The organism is Paenibacillus sp. fava2, from assembly GCF_058313675.1.
The window spans coordinates 6,948,935-6,973,769 of the sequence record NZ_CM177755.1 but is presented as its reverse complement, the minus strand read 5'-3'; the positions used below and the strand labels follow the sequence as shown (position 1 = coordinate 6,973,769).

Below are 24,835 nucleotides of genomic sequence, written 5' to 3'. Positions count from 1 at the left end.
TACCGGTAGCACCGATAGCGCTAGTAGTCCCGGAAAGAGAAAAAATTAACATAAGAACCAGTAATACCAGAACCAGTAATAAAAGAAGCCGTAACACAATAACTACTAGCGCAAAAACCAGAACACAAAAACCAGAACACAAAAACCATTGACACGAGCAATAAATTAACCAGCAAATCTAATCCACAGTGTAACAACAGCAGCGGAATATCAGGTGAAATTAGTAACACCATTAACATCAGTAACCTGGCAGCACCAGCAACACCAGCAACACCAGCAACACCAGCAACACCATTGGCACAATGCTTGTGACGCAACTGCCCGCAGGGCCGCCGACAAGAGGGGATAAACTCTTGAGAGCTCCTGCGGGCAGTTTTAAATTTCTGTCCCTCTAAAATGCAAACTCAGCCGCGCTGCCCCTGCTACTATAGGGATTTTTCCCACTAATGTAGCAAACCGATCCCGCCACGGGTGCGAATAGAGGGATTTTTTCCTCTAATGGGACAAACGCAGCCCGCCACCGGCTCCATTAGAGGGATTTTTCCCTCTAATGGGGCGAACCGAGCCGGCCAGCGGTGCCATTATAGGGATTTTTCCCTCTAATGGGACGAACCGAGCCCGCCACCGGCTCCATTAGAGGGGTTTTTCCCTCTAATGGGGCGAACCGAGCCCGCCACCGGCGCAATTAGAGGGATTTTTCCCTCTAATGGGGCAAACCGAGCCGGCCACCGGTAAATAAACTCCCACATCCAGCCCCGGGTAGCATTTTGCTCCAAACTCTGGTATGATTTTAATCGTAATTATTACTATTATGTCTTGATCAGACTTTAACTATAAGGAGCATACTATAACGTGAACAGCAGCAAGAAAAACAACACCCAGGCCCGGCTCCCGCGGGCCAAGGGACTGGATATGGCAAGTGTATATACGCCGAAGGAATGCGCGCGGAAGGCGAGGCACATTGTGCTGAGCGGGCAGAACCGCACCATTGTCGATGAATTCATTACGATTCTCGGCATGAAGGAGCGGTTTGCAGCAGCAGATGTGCCGCTGCCCAATAAGCTGGTGATGTTCGGGCCTCCCGGCACGGGCAAGACGCTGACTGCTTTTCATCTGGCTCATCAGCTGGACCTGCCGCTTGTCCTCGTCAGGCTGGATACGGTGATTCACAGCCATTTGGGAGAGACGGCCAGCAATGTGCGGAAGATTTTTGACTATGCTGCCGCAGTGCCATGTGTACTGTTTCTTGATGAATTTGATGTGCTGGGGCGGATGCGTGACTCCGGGGATGAGGTCAAGGAGATGGCCCGTGTGGTTAATACGCTGCTGCAGTGTCTTGACGAGTTCGCGGGTGACAGTGTGTTTATGGCCGCAACCAATCTTGAGGAAGAGCTGGACCCGGCGGTGTGGCGCCGTTTTGATACGAGGATGACCTATTCATCTCCGGGTGAGGAGGACAGAAGGCTGTACATCGGGCTGCTGCTCGGCAGGGAGCAGGAGGCGCAAGGGATCGTGGAGGAAACCGCAGGCCTGCTGGCCGGCTGCAGCTTTGCCGATATGGAGCAAATTGTGCTGAAAGCCAGACGCAAAGCGATCATAGCAGACACTGCGCTGGCATATGGACTGATCTGCGAGGCATACACCGAATATAATCTGCGCAGGGTGCAGTAAGCGGAAGGGCTCCATTCAGGAGTCCTTTTTCTATGCCTGCCGGCTCCGCTTAAAAAGCATTGAATCTTTCCGCCCCGATCAGGTAGTATGAAGATTACTAAAAACAGGCTGTTAAGGCTGCTGGAGAAAGGTTGGCGTCATAGAAAAATGATTAGAGAAAAGATGGATAGCCGCATGCTTGCGGCAGAGGGCCCGTCCCGCAGCCAGCGGCTGCAGCTGGCGGTTATACTGGGGGCGATTGCTACGATCGGTCCGCTGTCGATCGACATGTATTTGCCGGCCCTGCCGGAGCTGGCCCGGCATTTTGAAACCAGCGCAGCGCTGGTACAGCTTAGCCTGACATTCTTTCTGCTGGGACTGGCCTCCGGGCAGCTGGTGGCGGGGCCGTTGAGCGATGTTCACGGCCGCCGTGGCCCGCTGCTGATCGGCATGCTGATTTATACCGTATCCTCCCTGCTGTGTGCCTTCAGCCCGTCGATCGGCCTTTTGATTGTGCTGCGTTTCATCCAGGGGCTGGCCGGCTCCGTAGGCGTGGTCATCTCGCGCGCTGCGGTCCGTGACCTGTATAGCGGCTCCGAATTAACCAAGTTCTTTGCGCTCCTGATGATTGTTAACGGGCTGGGGCCGATTCTTGCGCCGATTATCGGCGGACAGCTGCTGAGAGTAACGACCTGGCAGGGTGTGTTCTTTGTGCTTTTTGCGGCCGGTCTGCTTTTCTGTGCAACGATTCTGCTGCGACTGCCGGAGACGCTGCCCAAGGAACGGCGCGTAAAAAGCGGCCTGAAAGGCACGCTGCTCACCTTCCGCGCTCTGCTCCGCAACGGGCGGTTTATGGGCTATGCGTTATCCCAGAGCTTTGTAATGGCGGCCATGTTCGCGTATATTTCCGGTTCTTCCTTTGTGCTGCAAAATATGTTCGGGGTGTCGCCGCAGATGTACAGCCTGATCTTTGCCGTTAACGGGCTTGGCATTATTATTACCGGACAAATCGCCGGCAGATTGTCCGGCAGGTACGGCGAGCGCAGGCTTCTGGCCAGCGGTCTGCTGCTCTGTGCGCTCGGCGGAGTCCTCCTGCTGGTTACAATTCTGGCCGGCGGCGGCCTGTGGCCGATTCTGTTCTGTCTGCTTGCTGTTGTCGCAAGCGTCGGGATGGTCAGCACAACGACCTTTTCACTGGCGATGCAGGATCAGGAGGAGACGGCAGGCAGCGCTTCGGCACTGCTCGGACTGCTCCCGCTGCTGCTGGGCGGCTGTGTCGCCCCTCTGGTTGGTATCGGCGGAGATGAAACGGCGCTGCCGATGGCCGTTGTGATCGCCTCCGCCGGCCTTTTGTCCGTCCTGTCTTACCTGCTGCTCTGCAGAGGCCGAAAGGGAGGACGGCCATGAGCCGAAAAGACTTTACCGTCCTGCTCCTGCTCGCCTTTGCCTGGGGCGCATCATTTCTGTTCATGCGGATCGCCTCTCCCGAGCTGGGTCCGGTGTTTACAACCGAGCTCCGGGTGGCGCTGGCGGCGGCCGCCTTGCTGCTGTATGCAAGGATAACCCGCAGGCAGCTGGGACTTCTCCGGCACTGGAAGCCGTTCCTGCTGCTGGGTGCCTTGAACGCAGCATTGCCGTTCACGCTGATCTGCATGGCGGAGCTTGAGCTGAACGCATCGCTGGCAGCGATTCTTAATGCTACGACCCCTATGTTTGCGGCGCTTGCCGCCTGGGGCATCCGGGGCGAGAAGCCGGGCCTGTCCAAATCCGTCGGTTTGGTTATCGGTCTTGCAGGCGTAGCGGTTTTGGTCGGCTGGAGCCCGGTACCGCTGGCCGGAAAGACGCTGCTGTCCGTGCTTTTTTCACTCGGGGCAGCACTGGCCTATGGCCTTGGCGGACTCTACGCTTCGCGGGTCGGCCGGGATCTGGCACCGCTCACGCTTGCGGCCGGCCAGCAGCTCGGTGCTGCTGTTGTCCTGCTCCCGCTGGCGGTTATTTTCGCTCCCCGGCATCTGCCGTCTGCTGCAGCAGTCTACTCCGTGCTCGGCCTGTCCCTTGTTTGTACGGCTGTGGCGTACCTGTTGTATTTTTACCTGATTCAGAGTGTTGGTGCAGTCAAAACAGTAAGTGTTACCTTTCTGGTACCGGTCTTTGGCCTGATGTGGGGTGCGCTGTTTCTGAATGAGCCTATCTATGCTAATACACTGGCAGGCCTGGTCATTATTCTGCTGAGTGTAATGCTGGTCAACCGGAAACCGCGGACTGCCGCAGCTCCTGACCTGGAGAAACAGGCTTAACGGCCTGCCCCCTTTTCTTACTTTCAGCAAACATTCAGCCCATTTTAACGTTAGATTATGTCAAAGGGTATATATTGAAAGGGAAAAGGGGGAACAGGCATGAATATTTCATCCGCAACATCCACCGCTTCCGCTTCCTATACTTCATCCAGTGCAACTGACACCAGCGCACTTGAGAAACAAAAAGCGAAGCTGGAGGCCGAGCTCGAAAAGATCGAAGCCAGCAAGGATGACGAGAAGACCAAAGAAACCAAAACGAAGCAGCTTGAGCAGCAAATTAAGCAGATCGAAGCGCAGATCGCCCAAAAGTCCAATAGCAGCAGTTCTTCTGCGGCGGCTCAAAGCGCACAGCCGGAAAAACCTGCAGACACCAATCTGCTGAAGGCTGCAAGCAGCGCACAGATTGCCGCAGCCACAACCGACAGTGAAGGCAGATTCGATATCCGGGTCTGATCTGCACTGCAATAAGCCATTTCAAAAAGAGGACATCCTTTGCCGTGAGGGAGGTCCTCTTTTTTTGATTGAAAAAGCGGTTCAACTGGACAGCAAGCCTCATGTTCCTGTAATTGGTATAATGGAGGCAAAATGCATTTTGTCCTCAGCTGTGGATAAGGTGTGTATAACCTTGAGAATAAGTGGGGGTAAGATGTGATTAACTTTCCTGAAAGGTCTCAGATTACGCCGGGGCGGCTATGCATCAACCCGTATAAATGTTAAAATTAGGTTGTGAAAAAAGGTACGATCTGCAATGATTCAGTAATCCGGACAATCAGCGGTGTAACCGAAGGCAAGATATTCACTCTGAATTTAGCGCATTAACGTAACAGTTAATATAGTGAAAAGGGGCTGAACCTATGAACATGGCGGTAATGGATATTATAGAAAAGCGTAAATCTGTACGCACCTATGAGACGACTCCGATCGGAGAAAATGCGTATGCATCCATTATGGATTATCTGGGGCAGGAGGAGAATCTGCGCGGTCCCTTCGGCGGAACGGTCCGGATCGAATGGGTCTGGGCCAAAGGAGAGGACGGGGAAGGCAAGGCTGTCAGGCTAGGCGCTTATGGCGTGATCCAGAATCCGCAGGCCTATCTGGTAGGTGTCGGTCAAAATGACCAGAAGGCACTGCTGGAGTTTGGCTATATTTTTCATAAGCTGATTCTGTACGCTACAGGGCTTGGCCTTGGCACCTGCTGGATCGGCGGGACCTTTAGCCGCAAATCGTTCGCGCGTGAGCTGGAGTTACGTCCGGGGGAGATTATTCCCTGCATTACGCCGCTTGGTTACCCGCGTGAGAAGCAGCGGCTGCTGGACGCGACTATGCGTTATGTGGTCAAGGCTGACCAGAAGAAGCCCTGGCAAGAGCTATACTATGATTCCGGCTTCGTACAGCTGCTGGCACCGGAGTCCGCAGGAAGGCTGGCTGCTGCACTGGAGATGGTCCGGCTCGGCCCGTCGGCATCCAATAAGCAGCCTTGGAGGGCTGTGCTGTCGGCAGACCGGCAGCAGGTTCATTTCTATCTGCAGCATACCCCGAATTACAGCGGGAATAAGCTCGGGTTTGAAATGCAGCGGATCGATATTGGCATTGCCGCCTGCAATTTCGAGCTTGCCTGCCGGGAGCTGGGTATTCAGGGAGCCTGGACCGTGCATGATCCGCAGCTGGGTGTGATTGACCAGCATACGGAATATATGCTGAGCTATACGCTCAGCTGATGAGCGAGAACCACCACAGCACAGCTGCAGTAAGAACAACACAAGCCAGCGCCAGTGTGTCCGCGGACTTCCAGTTCAGCGTGTATGCCGGTGTTCTGGCTTTTTTGGGGTCGTAGCCCCGGGACTCGACAGCTGTGGCCAGCTCATCGCCCATACTGATGACAAGGATCAGGAGCGGGACAATGAGCATCCCGATCTGGCGGGGGGTCCAGCGTGCAAGTCCCTGCCGGGGTTTGCCGCGTGACTTCAGCGCCAGCTGCAGCTGATCCAGCTTGCCGAGAATCCAGGGGACAAATTGCAGGGTAACGGATACGGCCAGTGACCAGCCCCGGGTACGAAGGCCAAGCTTCTTGAGCGGGGTAAGACCCCATTCCAGCGCTTCGCGCAGCGGTGCACCGGTTGTTGTCTCCGTGAACAGGAAGCCAAGGGCGATCAGCAGCAGAAAGCGCAGTACGTTAAGCCCTCCCCGTGCCATTCCCTCCACGCTGAAGCCGGCAGGCCCGATTGAGAAATCAGGAGAGGTCCAGTCAAGCGCAGACAGCAGCCACAGGAACAGGAACATTAGCAGGAAGGGACGGAAGAACCGGACCGTCCTGCTCCAGGGAACCGCCGCCGAAGCGATTAATCCGCCGGTAAGGAGACTTGCCATCAGCACAGGCGGAAAGCTGTCCATACCCAGTACAACGAGTGAACCAAGCAGCATCCCCAGCCACTTCACCCGGGGGTCCAGCTTCTGCCACCGTATCCGGCGTGAAGCCTTCCGGCTATTCGTCTGCGCCGTACCTCCACCCGCAATACCGATAGGCAAATGCGACTCCGCTGCCCCCCCGTCCGCAGTACCGCCAGTCATATGCAGCTTCGCCAAATCTCCGTCCTCAGTACCGCCAGGCAAATGCGACTCCGCCGTACCTCCGCCCGCAGCACCGCCATTCCTATGCGTCTGTGCCGTGCCCTCGCCTGTAACGCCGGCCGCGGAAGGCGCCGGCAGCGGCAGCGAAGCGAGCCCGGCCAGCAGCTCTCCGATGCTGGCCGGCTGCTCTGCCAGCAGCCCCTGCCGGCGGAGCCTGTCCCCGATACGCGAGTACGCAGGCGGTTCCAGCCCGGCCGACCGGAGCAGCTGGTGATCCGCTGCAAGCGGAGCGGCCGGTCCGCTGTAATGCACGGTTCCCCTGTGCATTACAACCGCCTGATCAGCCAGCGGGAGCAGGGTATCCAGCTCATGTGTGCCGATGATCAGGGTGATGCCCTCTGCCCGCAGCTGCTGCACCAGCTGCAGCAGCGAGTGAGCCGACTGCGGATCGAGCCCCGCGGTCGGCTCGTCGAGAATCAGCAGCTCCGGCTGCACGGCAAGGGCGGCGGCGATGCACAGCCGCCGCTTCTCTCCTCCGCTGAGCAGAAAAGGGGAGCGACCGGCGAATATTTCATAGGGCAGCCCGGCCCTGGACAAAGCGCCTCGGATCAGCTCCAGGCGCTGTGCCTTAGGCACGCCATGCTGCTCCAGCCCATATTCCATTTCTTTGTGTACACTGCCGGCGAACAGCTGGGTCTCCGGCTGCTGGAACACAATAGATACCTTGGGTGCCCCGCCTGATCCGCCGGCATATACAATCCTGCCTGAAGAGGGCATGTCAAGCCCGGCTAGCAGCCGCAGCAGGGTCGATTTGCCGCTGCCGGTCACGCCGCAGAGAACAGCCAGGGTGCCCCGGCTGATCTCCAGATTAACATCCTGCAGAGCAGTGGTATTATCGTACAGGTAAGATACCTTTTCTGCCCTTATGCTCATAGCACTGCCTCCAGTTCCTGCTCGGATAGCGGGAGCAGCCCGAGGGGCCAGCCGCGCGACTGCAGCAGCCGGCCGATACGGATGACCGGCGGCGGCTCCCAGCCCAGCAGCTCCGGGAGCCCGGAGCTGTAGAACAGTGTGCGCGGATCGCCGTCATAGCGCAGCGTTCCCTGCTCCATTACGGCGACCCTCGGGCTCTCCGCGAGCTCCTCCGGCCGCTGGGTAACCCACAGGATCGTCGTCCCCCGGCGCCACAAATCTCTGGCCAGCGCCATAATGCGGCTCCGCCCGGCGGGGTCCAGCATCGATGTAGCCTCATCGAAGATAATCATCTCCGCCTGCAGCGCCAGGCAGCAGGCGACAGCCAGCCGCTGGCGTTCCCCGCCGGAGAGGGTGGTGATATCATCCGCCCATTTGTGGGCCAGTCCTACCTGCTGCAGCACCCGGCGGATCTGTGCATCCATTTCATCCCGGGCCAGCCCCCGGTTCTCCAGCCCGAAGGCGATATCCTCGTAAGGCGTGGAGCCGATGTTCTGGGATTCGGGATTCTGGAATACAAGCTGGATGTGCTGCTTCACGGCTGTACGGTTCACTGCAGACCGGAGATCTAGACCGGCTGCATGCAGACTGCCGGCGGCCGGGATATTCAGTCCGTTGAACATCCGCACCAGAGAGGACTTGCCGCAGCCGTTCGCTCCGGTCAGGGCCACCCATTCGCCGCGGCTGATATGTATGGAAATCCCCTGCAATACCGGCAGCCGGCGCTGGCCGTCCCGGTACGAGAAGGTTATATTTTGTGCAGTAATCATCGTTATACCTGCTTCCCTTGACGCCATTCGTCCACAATTGCTCTTGATTATAGCAAAAATTTAAAGATTGATGTATACAGACCAGGATGTTATAGTAGTTTCAAAAAAAACGGGGGGCCTTCTTCCAATGAAAAAATGGACGACTCGCGGCCTGATCTTCAGCGCGTTATTTGCCGGAGTCATGATTGCACTCAGTTTCCTCAAGATCTATCTGCCTATTTCGGCCGTGCCGATTACACTGCAGACACTGGCGGTGATACTGGCCGGCGCGGTGCTTGGAGCACGCTACGGAACGCTGGCTGTGCTTATCGTCATCGGCCTTTGTGCAGCAGGATTTCCTGTTATGGGCGGCAGCGGCGGAGTGGCGGTGCTGGTTGGCCCGACGGCAGGCTATATTTTCTCCTGGCCGGTTGCCGCGTTCCTGATTGGGCTGTGCTCCCAGCGCATGCGGCAGGATAAATATACGTTTCCCAAACTGGCGGCTGCCAACATTGTGTTCGGCGCACTGCTGGTCTATCCCGGAGGTGTATGGTGGCTGGCCCATTCTACAGGAATGGACTCCCTTTCCAAGGCGCTGACGGCAGGAATGTGGCCGTTCATCCCGGGCGACCTCGTCAAAGCGGTTCTCTGTGCAGGCGTCGTGACTGCTGTACGGCAGGTGTATCCAATCGAACGGATTCTGAACAGCGATAACGCTGGCTGGGCTGAAGGCGATCACCCGACTATCAGCAGCTAAGCAGGCTGATACCAGCAGAGCTTACAGGATTACAATAACCAAACAGCCGCCGTCCCGATCGGGACGGCGGCTGTTTCTATTTTCGTTATCAATGATTCTCCGCGCTGTCAGCGCTCTGCTCCTGAGCGGGACCCTCCTGATCCGGCAGCGCCCAGACCGATACACTGCCGCCGTTTACAGGGAATACAGCCCAGCCGTCTTCACCGATGGTTACGGTCTCCACACGGTTACGGGTGAAATCCTCCCAGACCTCTCCGGCCCGTTCTTCTCCGAGGAACATCCGCTTCTCGCCGTTGTCGCCGTTCGAGATGACTACGGCACAGCCGGAGCCGGGCAGCTCTTCCACGCCGCGGCGCACCCAGCCGATGGTGTTGGGATGATCGAAATAATCATCCTGATCGCCGTAAGCCTTGTGATAACGGGCATACAGCAGCGGATCAATGGCAGCCTTCTTCGGTTCTACCGGGGTCGGGCCGCCAATTCCATAATAATCGCCATAGAAGACGACAGGGTAACCGTCACGCCGGAGCAGAATGAGTGCATACGCGCTCTGCTTGAACCAGTCGCCGACCCAGGACTCCAGCGCCTCATGAGGCTGTGAATCATGGTTGTCCACGAAGGTTACGGCATTCAGCGGATGGGTCTGGACCAGCGTATCCTCAAAAATCTTCGTCAGATCAAAGTCCCGCCCGGCAAGTGAAGCGGAATAGAGCTTGTAATGCAGAGAGACATCGAATAAATCGATCTGATAATCAACCGTATTGAGGAACTCGCGGCAGGCTTCGAGGTTCGGGTTCCAGAACTCACCGACGATATAAAAGTCCTCGCCGCGCTTTCTTTTCATTTCCTGGGCGAACTCCTTAATATACTCATGGTTGATATGCTTGATGGCATCGAGCCGGTAGCCGCTGCACTGCAGGGTATCGACCAGCCATTTTCCCCAGTCCAGCATCTCCCGCTTGACATCATCGTGGCTGTAGTCAATGTTAGCGAACATCAGATAATCATAGTTGCCGAATTCGTCGTCCACATTCTGGTTCCAGGCCCTGTTCTGGCCGTTGATCCGGAATACCCCGGTCTGGCCTTCTTTGGCGTCAAAGTCTGTACCGTTAAAATGGGTGTGATCCCACTTGAAGGCGGAATACTCCTCGCCGCGCCCCGGAAAGGTGAATTTGGTCCAGCCCTCAATCTCGAAAGGCTCGGAGATATCCTTGGTGCGGTCGTTGGGATCCACCTCAATTACCTCGAAGGTCTCTGTCTCATCTGCACCGGCTTTATGGTTCATAACGAGATCGACGTAGACCGCGATGCCGTTCTTCAGGCACTCGGCAATCGCCTCGATCAGCTCCTGCTTCGTGCCGTATTTGGTCCGGACCGTACCTTTCTGGTCGAATTCGCCCAGATCATAGAGATCGTACACCCCATACCCGGTGTCCTCGCCGGAGACGGCCTTGGTTACAGGCGGAACCCAGACCGAATCGATATAGGCTGCCTTGATATCCGGGGCCATCTCAGCCAGCCGCTTCCAGTGCAGCCCGTCCGCTTCAACATGCCACTCAAAAAACTGCATCATCGTATGGTTTCTCTTCATCTCTATAACCTCCTATATATGTAGACCGGGTAATCAGTTAAACAGGTCCAGCTGAAGCGGGGCCAGGCCGCCGTCAATACCCAGCAGGGCCTGCAGCTCTTTGGCATTGGGAGTAGCGTCACCGGCGGAGTTATTGTTGAACACCACATAGAGCTCGCGGCAGCTTTTTTCCAGCTCCAGCAGGCGGTCCCGCCATTCCGTAAGTTCCTCCGTGCTGTAACGGTACAGATACCGAAGCTTGCGCCAGTCGGGATGGCTGCTCTGGTTCCAGCCCTGGACGTTGCGGCCGTGCAGCCGGATATACGTGATATCGGGATTTGTCGCTACAGGTACAATCGGGATGGAGCCTGAGCCCGCCTGCGGCTCATCGGCAACGGTGTGAATCCAGCCCTCGAGTTCCAGAAAGCCGAGTGTTCTGTCGCGCATTTCCGGGCTGTACCAGGACTCATTGCGGAACTCTACCGCTGAAGGAACATCCAGCATCCGTTCTTTGACCTCACGCAGAAAATCCACGTTCTCCCTGGTACAGTCAAACCACGGCGGGAACTGGAAGAGAGCCATGGCCAGCTTGCCGGCCTCGCGTACAGGGGCAATAGAATGATGAAACGCCGCGTACATTTCACCGGTGGAATCGTAGTAATTTTTTTTGCCGCGCAGATGTCCGGTCATTCCCTGATAGGCTTTTACAATAAACTGGAAGTTATCCGGGGTCTGTGAGGCCCATTTCACATAATTCCGGACCGGCTGTACCGCATAAAAGGAGCTGTCAATTTCCACGATGGGAAAATGGGCGCTGTAGGCGGGCAGACGTTCGGCGGGCTTGATTTTGCCGTACAGCTCATCATGGTCACCGAAGCCGGTTAGCCCGATCTTGATCATCGCATTTCCCTCCTTGCGGTTGTCTTGTTTACAGGAGCGGGGGAGATTAGCTATTCTCTTATTAAACTTAAACCCTGCTGCTGCAAACAAGCGAGTTGATTAATGCCACTAAATCAGGCAACATGAAGGGGAAGAGAGCTCACGCGACGGGCATCCGGTCAGAGCGCTATGGGTGCTGTTATCGCCAAAAGAATGCGCAGATATACTTTGTTGGCCTGCTTTATTGGCCTGTTGAACGTTATAGAGGAGGATACGGTAAAATGGAGCACAGATTTGAACAGCTCAGCCCGCATATTCTGATCATGCATGCAGAGCATGAAACCGACCGGCCGGTGCTTGCGGCAATTGCCGGAGCGGACCGGACTTTATTGATGGATGCAGGTGCCTCTCCTGCCCACGCAGATTGCTTCCGTGCTGAACTGGACAGGCGCGGGGTCCGCAGTCCGGACCTGCTGGTACTGACGCATTGGCACTGGGATCACAGCTTCGGGATGAATGCCTGGAATGTACCGGTTATCGCCCATGAGAAAACGGCAGAGGTACTGGGCAGTTTAAGCAGACGGGGCTGGTCGGATGATGAGCTGGAGGAGCTGGTGCAGGCAGGGACCATCAGCATGGAAAGTGTACAGCATATCCGTTTGGAATACGGTGAACCCGGGCAGATTTCGGTCGGTAAACCGGATATTCTTTTTACCGGCAGCCTTGTAATTGATCTTGGAGAAGTAAGCTGTGAGCTCCGTCATGTCGGGGGCGACCATTCTGCGGATTCCTGTGTGCTGTATGTCCGCGAGGACAAAGTGCTGTTTCTGGGTGATGCGCTTGGCCCTTCGGTATACGGCGGACCGCGCAGCTACAGCAGTACAGCGTTTCTCGGGCTGCTGGATACCGCCTACGGGTTCGGAGCAGACTGGCTGGTGGAGTCTCATGGTATTCCAATGAGCGGGCAGGCGTTCCGGGCCGACCTGGAGCCGTGGGAACGGCTGGCCCGGCTGGCAGATGCCTACGGGCCTGACCGCGAACGGGTGCTGCTGGAGCTCAAAGCTGATTTAAAGCTGGCCGAACTGCCGGCAGACCTGCTGCAGGGCGTGGATTATTTTATGGCAGGGGCCAAGTGAGCCTGTGCAGATTTGCTCCAAACAAGATATAGGCTGAAAGCAGCCCCGTTCCTGCCGGAACGGGGCTGCTTAGCATAAGCATATTCAGTTGCCGAGCTTGCTGTCAGGGCCTGAAATGAGTGATTGCTGCTCCGCTGGATATATGCACTGCGTTGCGTCCGTTGCGCTTGGAGGTGTACAGGGCATGATCGGCTTCGGAGAGCAGCTCCTCAAGGGATACGTTGTGCGGGAGAGCCTCCACTACACCGAAGCTGGCGGTTACATTAATCTGGCCGGACACCGTATACATGGGGCTGCGCTCCACATCGCTGCGGATCTGCTCTGACAGCAGGGCAGCCTGCTTCAGCGGGGTATCCGGCAGGCACATTACAAATTCCTCTCCCCCATACCGCCCGAATACATCCCTTTCCCGGATATGCCTGGAGCATACGCCTACGACATGCTGGAGTGCCATGTCGCCGTACTGGTGGCCGTAACGGTCATTGATGTTTTTGAAGAAATCGATATCCAGCAGAATAATCGAAAAGGGACTCTTGCTGTCCTGCGCCTGAATCAGCAGCTCCCGGCTAAGCTCCATGAAATGAGTCCGGTTATATATACCGGTCAGACTGTCAATGGTAGCAAGCTGCCGGAGCTTTTCCTGCAGCAGAGTCCGTTCGGTTACATCGATCAGCATGATCATCCTGCCGGCAACGCTCCCGTCCTTCTTGAGTACTGGGGAAGAGCGGACCTCGTAATAACAGGTGCTTCCGCCTATATTCCAGGCCAGCTCCCGTTCCCCGCTCAGCAGCGGGTCGGCACTCATTACGTAATCGACGGCATCCTTGCCTGCAGGCAGAAACAGCTGGGCCAGGGAGCGCCCGACCGCGGAGGAGTCCAGTCCTTCCATCATCCCTGTGGCAGCCCGGTTGTAATCAATCAGCATATCAAAACGGTCTGTGACCAGCACCCCGTCGCGCATGCTCTCGAACAGATTTTCCCGGGCGATAGGGGCTGCGGTCAGCATCCCTCTGGACAGGATGGCCCAGAAGTACAGGGTCGAGGTCACGCCCATAATGACCGGCACAGGGTCCGTGCCATAGGGGGTCTTGTCTATTAAATAGAGGAACGCTCCCATGGCCGGCAGAAACTGCCCGACAAAAATGGTAATCATCTGCCGCCGGTACACACGCTTCATCCGGTTCCACTGCCAGAGGATCAGGCACATCCCGGCAAGCATAGAGCCGAAGGTCATGCTGCCCTGCACGATATACCAGGGGCCCATCACAATATCAACCACCAGGGAAGGCGCACCTTCCCGGAACATCATCGATTTGTAGAACAGATGGTGATACTCATTGGTCCATACCAGCAGTGCGGAAATAATCGGTACAGCGAAGAGCGGAATCAGCAGCTTTTTGTTAATCAGGCGCTCCAGTCCCACGAAATGCATGATCATAAGCAGACTGCAGGGGGCGATAAAAGGCATGCCCAGATACTCCACCTTGATCCATAACCCGATTTCCTGCATGGAGTTGCCCGACAGCTCCAGAGCAAACCCAAAGATGTAAATGGCCGAGAAAAAGGAGCTGCCTACAAAAGCCCTGATTCCGGCAAAATCAGTCTTCTTATAAAAGGCAAACAGTGCAAGGAGCGCGTTCAGCACCCCGGATACAGATACGATAACAATGTAATTTGATATTAAAGTTCCCATGGCATCGGCCTCCTCACAGGGCAGGGGTCTATTGCCTGTTCAGCAGAAGCAGGCCGAGGCCTGTTGATATAAGTGCTCCACATCGGCGAATTTTCTCCTGTTTGATCAAGGATATACATAAATAGTATCACAGTTTGTTATGGATAACATTCGGCTTCCGGGCTTCCCCGTTTAGTCCGCAGTATCCTGTCGGGGGAGTAAAATCCCCCATCTATGTATATCGGCATCCGCCGCATTCTTTAACAATTCCGGTCCCGCGCCTAGACAAAGTGACGGAATTTCACAGGCGCTATTTTACTTTTTGTCTAGTGAGTGTCCGGACCGCAGAGTGTAAGATGTTAGTTAATCCTACATCGAAACTTTAATCATTTATCAAAAATGAATAATATGTTATGTTGTTTAACATTGATGATCAAGAATCAGGGATAAAGGGGGAACAGGATATGTCACTTGTAGCGGCAAAGATTCCTGAGATACAGCTGGAAAACGTAGAAATGCGTTATCAGACGGAGAGTGCAGATGTGCTGGCACTGCATCAGGTCAGCCTTAATATTGCCAAAGGCGAATTCGTTTCTTTGTTGGGTCCCTCAGGCTGCGGCAAAACAACATTACTGAGACTTATGGCAGATCTTCTGACACCAACTGCGGGCGATGTAACGGTAGCAGGAAAAAGTGCCAAGGAAGCGAGGCTGGCCCAGAAGTACGGCATTGTTTTTCAGAGTCCGGTGCTGTATGACTGGCGCAAGGTCAAGCACAACATTACGCTTCCGCTTGAGCTGATGGGAGTCAAGAAGGCGGCCCGTGAGGAAAAAGCGCTGGAGCTGCTGGAGCTTGTCGGGCTGCGGGGCTTTGCCGACAAGTATCCGTGGCAGCTCAGCGGAGGAATGCAGCAGCGTGTGGCCATCGCCCGCGCACTCTCGATGGAGCCGGAGATTCTGCTGATGGATGAGCCGTTCTCCGCGCTGGATGAATTCACACGTGAGCGTCTGAATGAGGAGCTGCTCTCCGTCTGGAGCAAGGTGAAGAGCACCATTGTGTTTGTAACCCACAGTATTCCTGAATCTATCTTCCTTTCGGACAGAGTGTTCGTGTTATCCCCGCATCCGGGACGGTTATCGGCTGTTGTCGATATTCCGCTGCCGCGCCCGCGTACAGCAGAGATGCGGAACAGCCCGCAGTTTTTTGAACTGATCGCCCGCATCCGCGACAGTTTCGAAGGGGTGTAGCGATGAAGGCGAACAGCTTGCTCCGCAGCCGTTATCTGCCGCTGCTCGTCTGGATCTGCGGCCTGCTGGCGATTTGGGAAGCCGTCTCCTGGATGCTGCTCCATGTGGTGAAGACCCCGCTGGCCCAATCCAAGCTGCCTTATGTGCATGAGGTGGCGGCAACCTTGTGGAAGTACAGCGGCACATTGCTGAAGGAGGGCGGAGCGACCTTCGGCAATGCCGGTATAGGCTTCCTGATCGGTGCCGCAGCCGGAGTGCTGCTCGCTGTGCTGATGAGCCTGTCCAGAACGGTTGAACGGCTCGCCTTCCCGTACGCGGTTGCTTCGCAGATGATTCCGATTCTTGGACTCGCGCCGATTATCTACGGGATTGTACGCGATGAGCAGGTATCGCGGATTATCATCTCCGGGTATATCACTTTTTTTCCGGTTGCGCTGAACATGCTGCGCGGCCTGCGCAGCGTGGATCTTCCCGCAGTGGAGCTCATGCACTCCTATGCAGCCAAGCCGTGGGCAGTCTATTGGAAGCTGAAGCTTCCGGCTGCATTGCCGGGACTGTTCAGCGGCCTCAAAATCGCGGCTCCGCTTGCGGTAACCGGGGCCATTCTGGTTGAACTGATGGGCGCCCAGCATGGTATAGGGGTCATTATGCTGCGGAATCTGTATTATGGGCCTTCCCATACGTACATGTTCTGGTCTACAGTTCTGGTCGGGGCGCTGCTGGGTATCGCCAGCTACTGGCTGATGACGCTTGTCGAGCGTCTGGTTGCACCGTGGCAGCCCGAGTTCCGGCCGAAGGGGGGAGAACGCTCATGAGCAGCAGTTCAGTGCAAGAGCCTGCATATATCGCTGCGGCTGGAAGTGAAGGCCCGCCTTCATCTCTTATAACAACGATAGATAGTGTTTCATCAGGCCCGGAGAAGCAGAGGGGAAGACGGCGCCTGGCCGGATGGCTTAATGCGGGTGTGCTGTTGCCGCTTGCAGCCGGTGTAATCTTCCTGCTCCTCTGGGAGCTTCAGATGTTTCATAAGCTGTTTGACCTGAAGAAATATCAGCTTCCGCTGCCTTCTGCTATCTGGGAAGCCATGCGGGAGAATTACAGCCTGCTGCTGTCCTATACCGGCTATACCCTTACCGAAGCAGTAGCCGGCATGTTGATCGGCTCGGCCGGCGGCTTTCTGATTGCCCTGGCTGCAACCGCCTGGCCGCGCTGGGGCGGCGGCAGCCTGACTCTGGTCGCGGCGCTCAATGCCGTACCGATTGTGGCGCTGGCCCCGATTATGAACCTGTGGTTCGGCGACGGCATCGGCTCGCGGGCGGCTATTGTTACTGCAACGACAATGGCGGCAATGGCAATCAATGCCTACAAGGGAATGTCGGCGGTAGACCCGCTGGCGCTCGATCTGATGCATTCCTATGCTGCCGGCAAGTCGGCGGTATTCCGGTATCTGCGGATTCAGAACAGTCTGCCGTACGTATTTACCGCCCTCAAGATCAATGCTACCGCGAGTATGATCGGAGCCATCGTCGGCGAGTTTTTCTTTTCCTCCAGGGGGCTTGGTTATCTTCTCTCCAACTCCATCAAGGTGGCGAAAATGCCGCTCGGCTGGTCCTGTATTGTGCTTGCAGCCATTGCCGGGGTGTTGTTTTACCTGATTGTAGAACGGCTGGAGAAGGTATTTATCAGGTGGCATCCTTCCCGGCGTTCGTGACCTTCTTTTACCCGTTACATCCGGACCTTCGCGTGAGGGAGACAGAGAACCTGACCGCGGGCCGTGTGGATATAGGCACCATGATGGCAACCATACTGTGCTGTGCAAGAACCACAAACTCAAAATGGTAGGGGGAGTTGCATTTGAAGAACGGGAAAAAGGGTAAACCGCACGGCGGGCTATTGCTGGCGGCAATGATTATGCTCATCTCTCTGCTGGCCGGCTGCGGAGGAAACAACAATGCCAATGCACCTGTCGCTGAAGCGAATACGGCTGCAGAGGCTTCCGCTTCACCGGGAGCGGCAACGGCAGAGCCTGCTGCAGAGCCGGTTACGGTCAAGCTGCAGCTGAAATGGGTGCCCCAGGCACAGTTCGCCGGTTATTTCCTGGCACAGGATAAGGGGTATTATGCCGAGGAGGGGCTGAACGTTGAAATTCTGCCCGGCGGGCCTGACATTGTACCGGAGCAGCAGGTGGCCGGCGGATCGGCAGACATCGGGGTAGATTGGGTGGCAAGCCTGCTGACCAGCCAGGAGCAGGAAATGCCATTGGTACAGATCGCACAGATTTTCCAAAAGAGCGGCCTGGTCCTGGTGTCCAAGAAAGATGCGGGAATCAGCAGTCCGGCTGATCTGAAGGGTAAAAAGGTCGGAAACTGGATGGGCGGCAATGAGTTTGAACTGCTGGCGCTATTCGATAAGTATAAGCTCGATTCCAACAAGGATTTGAATTTTACGAAGCAGGGCTTCACCATGGACCAGTTCCTTGGCGGTGAAATCGATGCCGCTTCAGCCATGACCTACAATGAATATCAGGTTGTGCTGGAATCGGGAATAAAGGCTGAAGATCTGAATGTTATTGATATGAACGATGAGGGGGTAGCCATGCTTGAGGATAACCTCTTCGCCAATAAAGAATGGCTTGCGGATAATAAGGAGATTGCAGCGAAGTTCGTCCGTGCTTCACTCAAGGGCTGGAAGGATGCGATCGCCGATCCGGAAGCGGCTGTGGACAGCGTAATGAAGCTCGCTGAGGAAGGCAGTACAACCCGCGAGCATCAGCTGACTATGATGACAGAAGTAGCCAAGCTGATTCAGCCGGAGGGCTTTGATATTGCCAAGCTGGGCTATACCGATGCTGCCGCATTCCAGCAGACGGCAGATATTGCCCTTAAATTCGGAGTAATCAAGGAAGCGGCCGATGTGAATGAAGCCTATACGAATGAGATTGTTGAGATGGCAGCAGAGTAAGCTTTCCGTCCATAAATAACACGCAGATGACCGCCGGTGAGGCGGTCATCTATTATCATCGGCAGCCCAGATCAAGAAAGAGGTGAGGTATCATGTCTCTGGTAGTGAGGCAGGCAGAGAAAATCAGAAACTATGTGAACGGCAGCTGGGTGGATTCACCCTCCGCACAGGAAGAGGAGGTATTCAATCCGGCAACCGGCGAGGTGATTGCCTATGTTCCGATCTCGAGCAGGGAGGAGGTGGATGCTGCAGTCCTCGCGGCGGCAATTGCCTATAATTCATGGAAAAGGGTTGCCGTTCCGCGGAGAGCCCGTTATTTCTTCCAGTACCAGCAGCTGCTGGTGCAGCACCGGGATGAGCTGGCCGATCTGATTACGCTGGAGAACGGCAAGAGCAGGGAAGAGGCGCTCGGTGAGGTGCAGCGCGGCATTGAGTGCGTGGAATTTGCCTCGGGAGCTCCTACGCTAATGATGGGCAGCCAGCTGCCGGACATCGCTTCCGGCATTGAATCCGGCATGTACCGCTACCCCCTGGGGGTGATCGGCGGAATTGCGCCGTTTAACTTTCCGATGATGGTGCCCTGCTGGATGTTTCCGCTGGCAGTAGCCTGCGGCAACACCTTTGTGCTGAAGCCGTCGGAGCGTACGCCGCTGCTGGTTAACCGGCTGGCGGAGCTGTTCGGTGAAGCCGGGTTTCCGCCGGGTGTGCTGAATGTGGTGCATGGTGCGCATGAAGTGGTGAACGGCCTGCTGGAGCATGAGGATGTGAAGGCGATTTCCTTTGTCGGCTCACAGCCGGTGGCGGAATATGTGTATAAGCAGGGGACAGCTCACGGCAAACGTGTGCAGGCGCTGGCCGGCGCCAAAAACCACTCGATTGTGCTGCCGGATGCCGACCTGGACAATGCCGTAAAGAATATTACGGCAGCTGCTTTCGGCTCGGCGGGCGAGCGCTGTATGGCCTGCTCGGTTGTAGTTGTACATGAGGCTATCGCCGATGAGCTGGTTGGCCGCCTGATTCAGGCGGCCGACGGCCTGAAGATCGGGGACGGCAGGGAGGATGGCGTATTTCTCGGGCCGGTTATCCGGGAGGCGAATAAGGAGCGCACGATCCGCTATATCGAAGCCGGAATCAGCGAGCAGGCGGAACTGGTACGCGACGGCCGGAAGGATAGCGCAGCAGCAGGTGCCGGCTATTTCCTGGGGCCGACCATCTTTGACCGTGTGCAGCCGGGAATGACCATCTGGCAGGATGAGATTTTTGCTCCGCTGCTGTCTGTGGTACGCGTCAAAGATCTCGCCGAAGCGATAGAGATTACAAACCGCTCACCGTTCGCCAACGGTGCCTGTCTGTATACAGACAGTGCCCGCGCGGTCCGTGAGTTCCGGGAAGAGATTGATGCAGGGATGCTGGGTGTGAATCTCGGGGTACCGGCACCGATGGCGTTTTTTCCTTTTTCCGGATACAAGAAATCCTTCTATGGTGACCTGCATGCCAACGGGCGTGACGGTGTTGAATTCTATACCCGCAAGAAGATGATTACTGCACGCTATTAGTGTTCCATACAACTGATTTCGAAAGAGGGGGAACTTGCCATGCAGAGCCTGGGCAAAGAGAGCGAAGCGGCCATAAAGAAGGATCAGCGGTATTTATGGCATAACATTACACCATACAGTGAACAGAGTCCCCCGATGATCGCGGCTTCGGCCAGCGGGTCGTGGGTTACCGATATTGACGGCAATAAATACCTGGACGGAATGTCCGGACTGTGGTGCGTAAATGTCGGGTACGGGCGAAAAGAATTGGCTGACGCTGCCTACAATCAGCTGCTCAGCCTGCCGTATTTCCCGCTTACCCAAAGTCATATGCCGGCCGTTGCGCTTGCTGAGAAGCTGAATGAGTGGCTGGAAGGCGACTATGTGATCTTCTTCTCCAACAGCGGCTCTGAAGCGAATGAGGCGGCCTTCAAGATCGTCCGCCAGTACCATCAGCAGACCGGCCAGCATTACCGCAGTAAATTCATCGCCCGTTACCGCGGTTACCACGGCAGCTCGCTCGGGGCTTTGTCTGCTACAGGCCAGGCGCAGCGCAAGTACAAATATGAGCCGCTGGCTGCAGGGTTCCTGCATGTGGCTCCGCCGGACAGCTACCGCCGCCCTGCAGGCATGACTGTGGAGGCATTCAATCTGCAGTGTGCACAGGCGATCGAGGATAAGATCGTATGGGAGGGCGCAGAGACGGTTGCTGCTGTAATCATGGAGCCGGTCATTACCGGCGGCGGCGTCATTGTGCCGGAGCAGATTTATCTGGACCGGGTGCAGGAAATCTGCCGGAAATATGGCGTGCTGCTGATTATGGATGAGGTCATCTGCGGCTTCGGGCGTTCCGGGCGGAAGTTCGGCCATCAGAACTTCGGGATCAAGCCGGATATCGTCACCATGGCCAAAGGGCTGACCAGTGCGTATCTGCCGCTGTCGGCAACCGCGGTGCGCAAGGATATTTATGAAGCCTTCAAGGATAACAGCGACGGCTACGGCCACTTCCGTCATGTGAATACCTTCGGCGGCAATCCGGCAGCCTGTGCACTGGCCCTCTGCAATCTGGAGATTCTGGAGCGGGAGCAGCTGGTGGAGCGTGCCGGTATTCTGGGGCAGAGGCTGCACAGCGGGCTATCCGGGCTGCTTGATCACAGGCTGGTCGGCGATATCCGCAGCTTCGGACTGATCATCGGCATCGAGCTGGTGGCCGACAAGGCAACCCGGCAGCCTGCCGCACTGGATACTGTCAAAGGCATTATTGGCGAATGTAAGGCTAAAGGGCTTATTATCGGCAAGAACGGGGACACTGTGGCAGGCTTCAATAATGTACTGACACTCGCGCCGCCGCTTTCGTCTACGGATAGTGATATACAATTCATTGTTGATACGCTCACAGCTGTGCTGAACGGGAGCTGGAGAGCGTGAGCTTATCGGGGTACAGCAGCTGATAGGCGCGCAGGGCAACCTGGATCGAGATGCGGTTCTCGGGGAGCATGAAGTCCTCGCCGAGCAGTTCGGTGATTTTGTCCAGCCGGTAATAAAGGGACTGCCTGACAATGAACAGGTTGCGGGCGGCGATTTGCTTGGAGCCGTCATGATCGAGGAACACGCGCAGTGTCAGCATCAGCTCGCTGCCCTTCGACTGGTCATGATCGATCAGCGGTCCCAGATAGCTGCGGATGAAGTTCTCCAGCGTCTTCCCGTCATTCAGGTTGAGGAGCAGCTGGAACACGCCCAGCTCTTCATAGAAGAGTACCGGCTTCTGATAACAAGAATAGAGCGACAGAGATTGTACTGCTTCCTGATAGCCGGCATATGCCTGCTTCAGGCCTTTGTGGGACTTGCTGACTCCGGTGACGAGCTGCAGGTCCTTTAATTTTTCATCAGCCCGGATGTGCTGGAGTGCATCAAGTGCCTGCTGCAGCCTTAGCTTGCCGGGGAGCCTGGACTGGATGTCGAGTGCAATTACGGTAAGCCGGTTATTTTTCAGGGTAATCAGAGGCCGCAGGGAGTATTTCTCGAAGAGGGACCTGATGATAAGCGAAAGGTGGAAGGTGATGGATTCCCAGTCGTTCTCCGAGCTGTTCCATTTCACATCGCGCGGATTCTCGATTTCAATCAGACAGACCCGGTAGCTCAGCTCGTTCACGATATTAAAGTCGGGGCCGACCAGACCCTTGAGCCGGTTGTCATCCTCGATACGTCCGCTGATCAGCTCATCGACCCACAAATTCTCGGAAAACAGCTTGCGTTCTTCCATATAGCGGGTGCGCAGCAGCTCCTGTGCAATCGAGAGTGAAGCGGAATCCAGCAGCAGGCAGTCGAATTCCTGCGGCTTATGATTGCTGATCATCATAATATAAGCCCAGGTCTGGTCGAGCGCCCCTACCGGCTTCAAGGCAATCTTCCTGTGTCCGAACTCACGGATGCAGGGTGCGGCATCGGGCTGTATGCCCTCAAGCTCATCGTCAAGCGATTCAAAGAAGCCAAGCAGCGGGAGCTGCTCTTCCGGCGGAAGCGCCGGGAAAAATAGCGGCTTGCCTTGGAGCTGCATATAGACGATTTGGGTGCGGGTGCTTTTGCATAACAGCTGCAGTACCTTCAGGGTTCCCTGGGAGGTCAGGGTAAGCCGGTGGAATTCACGGGAGATGCTCTCCAGCTCCTGCAGCATCTTGTGGTGGCGGTTGATGATGAGAGAGTGCAGGTCGAGCGTAATGTCTACGAAGCGTACGGTGCGGGTGAATACAATCAGCGGGAAATCATGGCGGCCCGCAAGCTCGATCATCTCCTGGGGAATCGTGCTGAAGTAAGCCCCGAGCTCGATGCACAGACAGGCGGCGTTTTTATCAATCAGATTTTGTAAAAAGGCCAGGGAGGCCGCAATGTCTGCGCTGGCTCCCATACCTGTTGTCAGGATCATTTCCTCTCCGTGGATCAGACTCTCGAAGCTGGCGCTCTCCAGTACATGCACCCAGCGGATCGCCCGGTTCAGCCCGCTTTTCCCGCCGACGATCACGGCATCTGCGAACAGTGGTCTTCTCAGTGCATCACGTACCGTAAATACAAGTTCCCAATCCATATGCTTTCCCCCTCGCTCTTTATCCTGCTTGCTTTCTCCGGCGTAAAAAATACACTTTCGAAATTAGACAATGTGTCTAATGTAACAAAAAAACGAAATGGATATAGTTTGAATATAATATGTTAGGAAATATGACTTAATGTGATGCGGAATAAACGGCTTTATTAGGTTTGAAGTATATTTTACTACATAAGGCCCGGAGTGTAAGCAAAATATTAAGGAGAATATCGTAATAATGTAATTATATATAACATTAATCTGCCTTGGGGAGTGGAATTGCCATTGAATTCTTTCGAGGCAGCTAATGAAATTAAAGGGAGGGATAACTGATGGAGCACTCTTCTCCGTTAACTGCATTTACACCTGAACTGTTTATGCGCAATTTCGCCGAGGCGGAGCCCGGACTCAGCCGCAAGGGCGCAATGGAGGAATCCAACCGCTGTCTCTATTGTTATGATGCGCCCTGTATCAAGGCCTGCCCCACCGGCATCAATATTCCTTCCTTTATTAAGCGGATTGCCACCGATAATCTGAAGGGCTCAGCCATGACGATCATGGAATCCAATCCGGTTGGCGCCAGCTGTGCAAGGGTCTGTCCGACAGAGGAGCTCTGTGAGGGGGCCTGCGTACTGAACGATGCTTCAGCGCCGATTCAGATCGGACTGCTGCAGCGGTATGCCACCGACTGGGCCGTTAACAGCGGCATCCAGCTGTTCCAGGCGGGTTTGCCAAACGGCAAGAAGGTGGCCGTTATCGGCGGCGGGCCGGCAGGTTTGTCCGCTGCCAGAGAGCTGGCGCGTGAAGGGTTTGCCGTGGTGGTCTACGAGGCCAAACCGCTAGCCGGCGGACTGAATACACACGGAATCGTCTCCTTCCGGCTGCCGCAGTCGATCTCGCTGTGGGAAGTGGAGCAGGTGGAGAAGCTGGGCGTGCAGATCCGCACCGGAGTTAAGGTTGGAGTGGACGTTAGTGTGGAGGAGCTCAGGGAAGAGTATGACGCCATCGTGCTCGCAGCCGGAATGGGCTATGTGCCGCCGCTGGGCATTGAAGGGGAGAAGCTTTCCGGAGTATATGATGCCATTGAACTGGTTGAGACAACCAAGACCGGGATCCCGACACTGGAGCTGATGGGGCAGCGTGTCGCGGTAATCGGTGCAGGCAATACTGCGATTGATGCGGCCACCTGCTCGGTGCGGCTCGGAGCCGAGAGTGTCAAAATGGTCTACCGCCGTACCCGGAGTGAGATGACCGCTTACGATTTCGAATATGAATTTGCCAAGCAGGAGGGCGTTGAATTCAACTGGCTGACCTTGCCCAAGCGGATTGTCGGCGATGAGCTGGGCAATGTGACCGGGCTGGAATGCGTCCGGATGAAGCTGACCGGCGAGACAGGCAAGGACGGGCGTCTGACGCCAATACCGGTTGAAGGCTCGGAATTTGTAATGCCGGTTGATGCCGTAGTCATAGCAATCGGACAGAAGCGGCGGATTGACCTGATTGAGTCACTGGGGCTGGAGCACGATTGGGGCGTGGTACGGATTGACCGGAGGACCGGCCGGACCTCTGATCCAATGATCTATGCCGCCGGCGATATCGTCTTTGGCTCCGGCAATGGTGAGGCAATGGTCGTATCGGCGGCACAGCAGGGCAAGGATGCGGCTTATGCAATAGTCAAACAGCTATCCGGTCTGCAGGACAGTGTGGTTGGTTCTGCGGTTTAACCGTTGCCTGGCGTACCGGCAGGAATATGCAATGCAGAT

At 55.9% G+C, this 24,835-nt stretch carries 21 protein-coding genes; 14 read left to right on the top strand and 7 right to left on the bottom strand.

Annotation, left to right across the window (positions count from 1 at the left end):
- Positions 1-20 precede the first annotated feature (20 nt).
- Complete coding sequence (locus tag AC4G46_RS30735) at positions 21-317, bottom strand: hypothetical protein (protein WP_491125960.1); 297 nt, start codon at positions 315-317, stop codon at positions 21-23.
- Between the two features lie 535 nt (positions 318-852).
- Between AC4G46_RS30735 and AC4G46_RS30730 the strand changes: the two genes are divergently transcribed.
- The 5 genes from AC4G46_RS30730 to AC4G46_RS30710 all read left to right on the top strand — a co-directional run bounded on the left by AC4G46_RS30730 (position 853) and on the right by AC4G46_RS30710 (position 5,665).
- On the top strand, positions 853-1,671 hold the full coding sequence (locus tag AC4G46_RS30730; protein WP_491125959.1) for an AAA family ATPase: 819 nt from the start codon (positions 853-855) through the stop codon (positions 1,669-1,671).
- 162 nt (positions 1,672-1,833) lie between these two features.
- Positions 1,834-3,057 carry a multidrug effflux MFS transporter gene (locus AC4G46_RS30725; protein ID WP_491125958.1) on the top strand — a complete coding sequence of 408 codons (1,224 nt, stop codon included), beginning with the start codon at positions 1,834-1,836 and terminating at the stop codon, positions 3,055-3,057.
- Complete coding sequence (locus AC4G46_RS30720; protein WP_491125957.1) at positions 3,054-3,947, top strand: DMT family transporter; 894 nt, start codon at positions 3,054-3,056, stop codon at positions 3,945-3,947. The genes AC4G46_RS30725 and AC4G46_RS30720 overlap by 4 nt, the downstream gene beginning before the upstream one ends.
- Before the next feature lie 99 nt (positions 3,948-4,046).
- The gene (locus AC4G46_RS30715; RefSeq protein ID WP_491125956.1) at positions 4,047-4,400 is read left to right on the top strand and encodes a FlxA-like family protein; all 354 of its coding nucleotides are present in this window, start codon (positions 4,047-4,049) and stop codon (positions 4,398-4,400) included.
- A 401-nt stretch (positions 4,401-4,801) separates the two neighbouring features.
- Complete coding sequence (locus AC4G46_RS30710; protein WP_491125955.1) at positions 4,802-5,665, top strand: nitroreductase family protein; 864 nt, start codon at positions 4,802-4,804, stop codon at positions 5,663-5,665.
- Here the strand turns inward: AC4G46_RS30710 and AC4G46_RS30705 are convergent.
- Both AC4G46_RS30705 and AC4G46_RS30700 read right to left on the bottom strand, forming a co-directional pair.
- Positions 5,658-7,448: an ATP-binding cassette domain-containing protein gene (locus tag AC4G46_RS30705; protein ID WP_491125954.1), complete on the bottom strand. Its 1,791-nt coding sequence runs from the start codon at positions 7,446-7,448 to the stop codon at positions 5,658-5,660. The genes AC4G46_RS30710 and AC4G46_RS30705 overlap by 8 nt on opposite strands.
- On the bottom strand, positions 7,445-8,257 hold the full coding sequence (locus tag AC4G46_RS30700) for an ATP-binding cassette domain-containing protein (RefSeq protein ID WP_491125953.1): 813 nt from the start codon (positions 8,255-8,257) through the stop codon (positions 7,445-7,447). Before AC4G46_RS30700 ends, AC4G46_RS30705 begins: the two co-directional genes overlap by 4 nt.
- Positions 8,258-8,384: 127 nt before the next feature.
- Here AC4G46_RS30700 and AC4G46_RS30695 point away from each other — a divergent pair, with 127 nt between their 5' ends.
- Positions 8,385-8,993 carry a biotin transporter BioY gene (locus AC4G46_RS30695; protein ID WP_491125952.1) on the top strand — a complete coding sequence of 203 codons (609 nt, stop codon included), beginning with the start codon at positions 8,385-8,387 and terminating at the stop codon, positions 8,991-8,993.
- Positions 8,994-9,081: 88 nt separating this feature from the next.
- Here the strand turns inward: AC4G46_RS30695 and AC4G46_RS30690 are convergent, their stop codons facing one another.
- Positions 9,082-10,584 carry an alpha-amylase gene (locus AC4G46_RS30690; RefSeq protein ID WP_491125951.1) on the bottom strand — a complete coding sequence of 501 codons (1,503 nt, stop codon included), beginning with the start codon at positions 10,582-10,584 and terminating at the stop codon, positions 9,082-9,084.
- A 33-nt stretch (positions 10,585-10,617) separates the two neighbouring features.
- A complete protein-coding gene (locus AC4G46_RS30685; RefSeq protein WP_491125950.1) occupies positions 10,618-11,463 on the bottom strand; it encodes a DUF72 domain-containing protein in 846 nt (281 codons plus the stop codon).
- A 260-nt stretch (positions 11,464-11,723) separates the two neighbouring features.
- Here AC4G46_RS30685 and AC4G46_RS30680 point away from each other — a divergent pair, with 260 nt between their 5' ends.
- A complete protein-coding gene (locus tag AC4G46_RS30680; RefSeq protein ID WP_491125949.1) occupies positions 11,724-12,578 on the top strand; it encodes an MBL fold metallo-hydrolase in 855 nt (284 codons plus the stop codon).
- A 103-nt stretch (positions 12,579-12,681) separates the two neighbouring features.
- Here the strand turns inward: AC4G46_RS30680 and AC4G46_RS30675 are convergent, their stop codons facing one another.
- Positions 12,682-14,271: a histidine kinase N-terminal 7TM domain-containing diguanylate cyclase gene (locus AC4G46_RS30675; protein ID WP_491125948.1), complete on the bottom strand. Its 1,590-nt coding sequence runs from the start codon at positions 14,269-14,271 to the stop codon at positions 12,682-12,684.
- A 443-nt stretch (positions 14,272-14,714) separates the two neighbouring features.
- Between AC4G46_RS30675 and AC4G46_RS30670 the strand changes: the two genes are divergently transcribed.
- The 6 genes from AC4G46_RS30670 (at position 14,715) to AC4G46_RS30645 (ending at position 21,421) form a co-directional block, all read left to right on the top strand.
- Positions 14,715-15,497: an ABC transporter ATP-binding protein gene (locus AC4G46_RS30670; protein ID WP_491125947.1), complete on the top strand. Its 783-nt coding sequence runs from the start codon at positions 14,715-14,717 to the stop codon at positions 15,495-15,497.
- A gap of 2 nt (positions 15,498-15,499) precedes the next feature.
- Positions 15,500-16,312: an ABC transporter permease gene (locus tag AC4G46_RS30665; protein WP_491125946.1), complete on the top strand. Its 813-nt coding sequence runs from the start codon at positions 15,500-15,502 to the stop codon at positions 16,310-16,312.
- Entirely contained in the window at positions 16,309-17,208 is a 900-nt protein-coding gene (locus AC4G46_RS30660; RefSeq protein WP_491125945.1) for an ABC transporter permease, read from the top strand. Before AC4G46_RS30665 ends, AC4G46_RS30660 begins: the two co-directional genes overlap by 4 nt.
- A 143-nt stretch (positions 17,209-17,351) precedes the next feature.
- Positions 17,352-18,458 carry an ABC transporter substrate-binding protein gene (locus AC4G46_RS30655; protein ID WP_491125944.1) on the top strand — a complete coding sequence of 369 codons (1,107 nt, stop codon included), beginning with the start codon at positions 17,352-17,354 and terminating at the stop codon, positions 18,456-18,458.
- A gap of 92 nt (positions 18,459-18,550) precedes the next feature.
- Positions 18,551-20,014 carry a CoA-acylating methylmalonate-semialdehyde dehydrogenase gene (locus AC4G46_RS30650; protein WP_491125943.1) on the top strand — a complete coding sequence of 488 codons (1,464 nt, stop codon included), beginning with the start codon at positions 18,551-18,553 and terminating at the stop codon, positions 20,012-20,014.
- Between the two features lie 39 nt (positions 20,015-20,053).
- Positions 20,054-21,421: an aspartate aminotransferase family protein gene (locus AC4G46_RS30645; protein WP_491125942.1), complete on the top strand. Its 1,368-nt coding sequence runs from the start codon at positions 20,054-20,056 to the stop codon at positions 21,419-21,421.
- Here the strand turns inward: AC4G46_RS30645 and AC4G46_RS30640 are convergent.
- Positions 21,387-23,075, bottom strand: coding sequence for a PucR family transcriptional regulator (locus tag AC4G46_RS30640; RefSeq protein ID WP_491125941.1), 1,689 nt, complete (start codon positions 23,073-23,075; stop codon positions 21,387-21,389). The genes AC4G46_RS30645 and AC4G46_RS30640 overlap by 35 nt on opposite strands.
- A gap of 329 nt (positions 23,076-23,404) precedes the next feature.
- Here AC4G46_RS30640 and AC4G46_RS30635 point away from each other — a divergent pair, with 329 nt between their 5' ends.
- Positions 23,405-24,796 (top strand): NAD(P)-dependent oxidoreductase, encoded by a 1,392-nt coding sequence (locus AC4G46_RS30635; protein WP_491125940.1) that lies wholly within the window; start codon positions 23,405-23,407, stop codon positions 24,794-24,796.
- Positions 24,797-24,835: the final 39 nt, after the last annotated feature.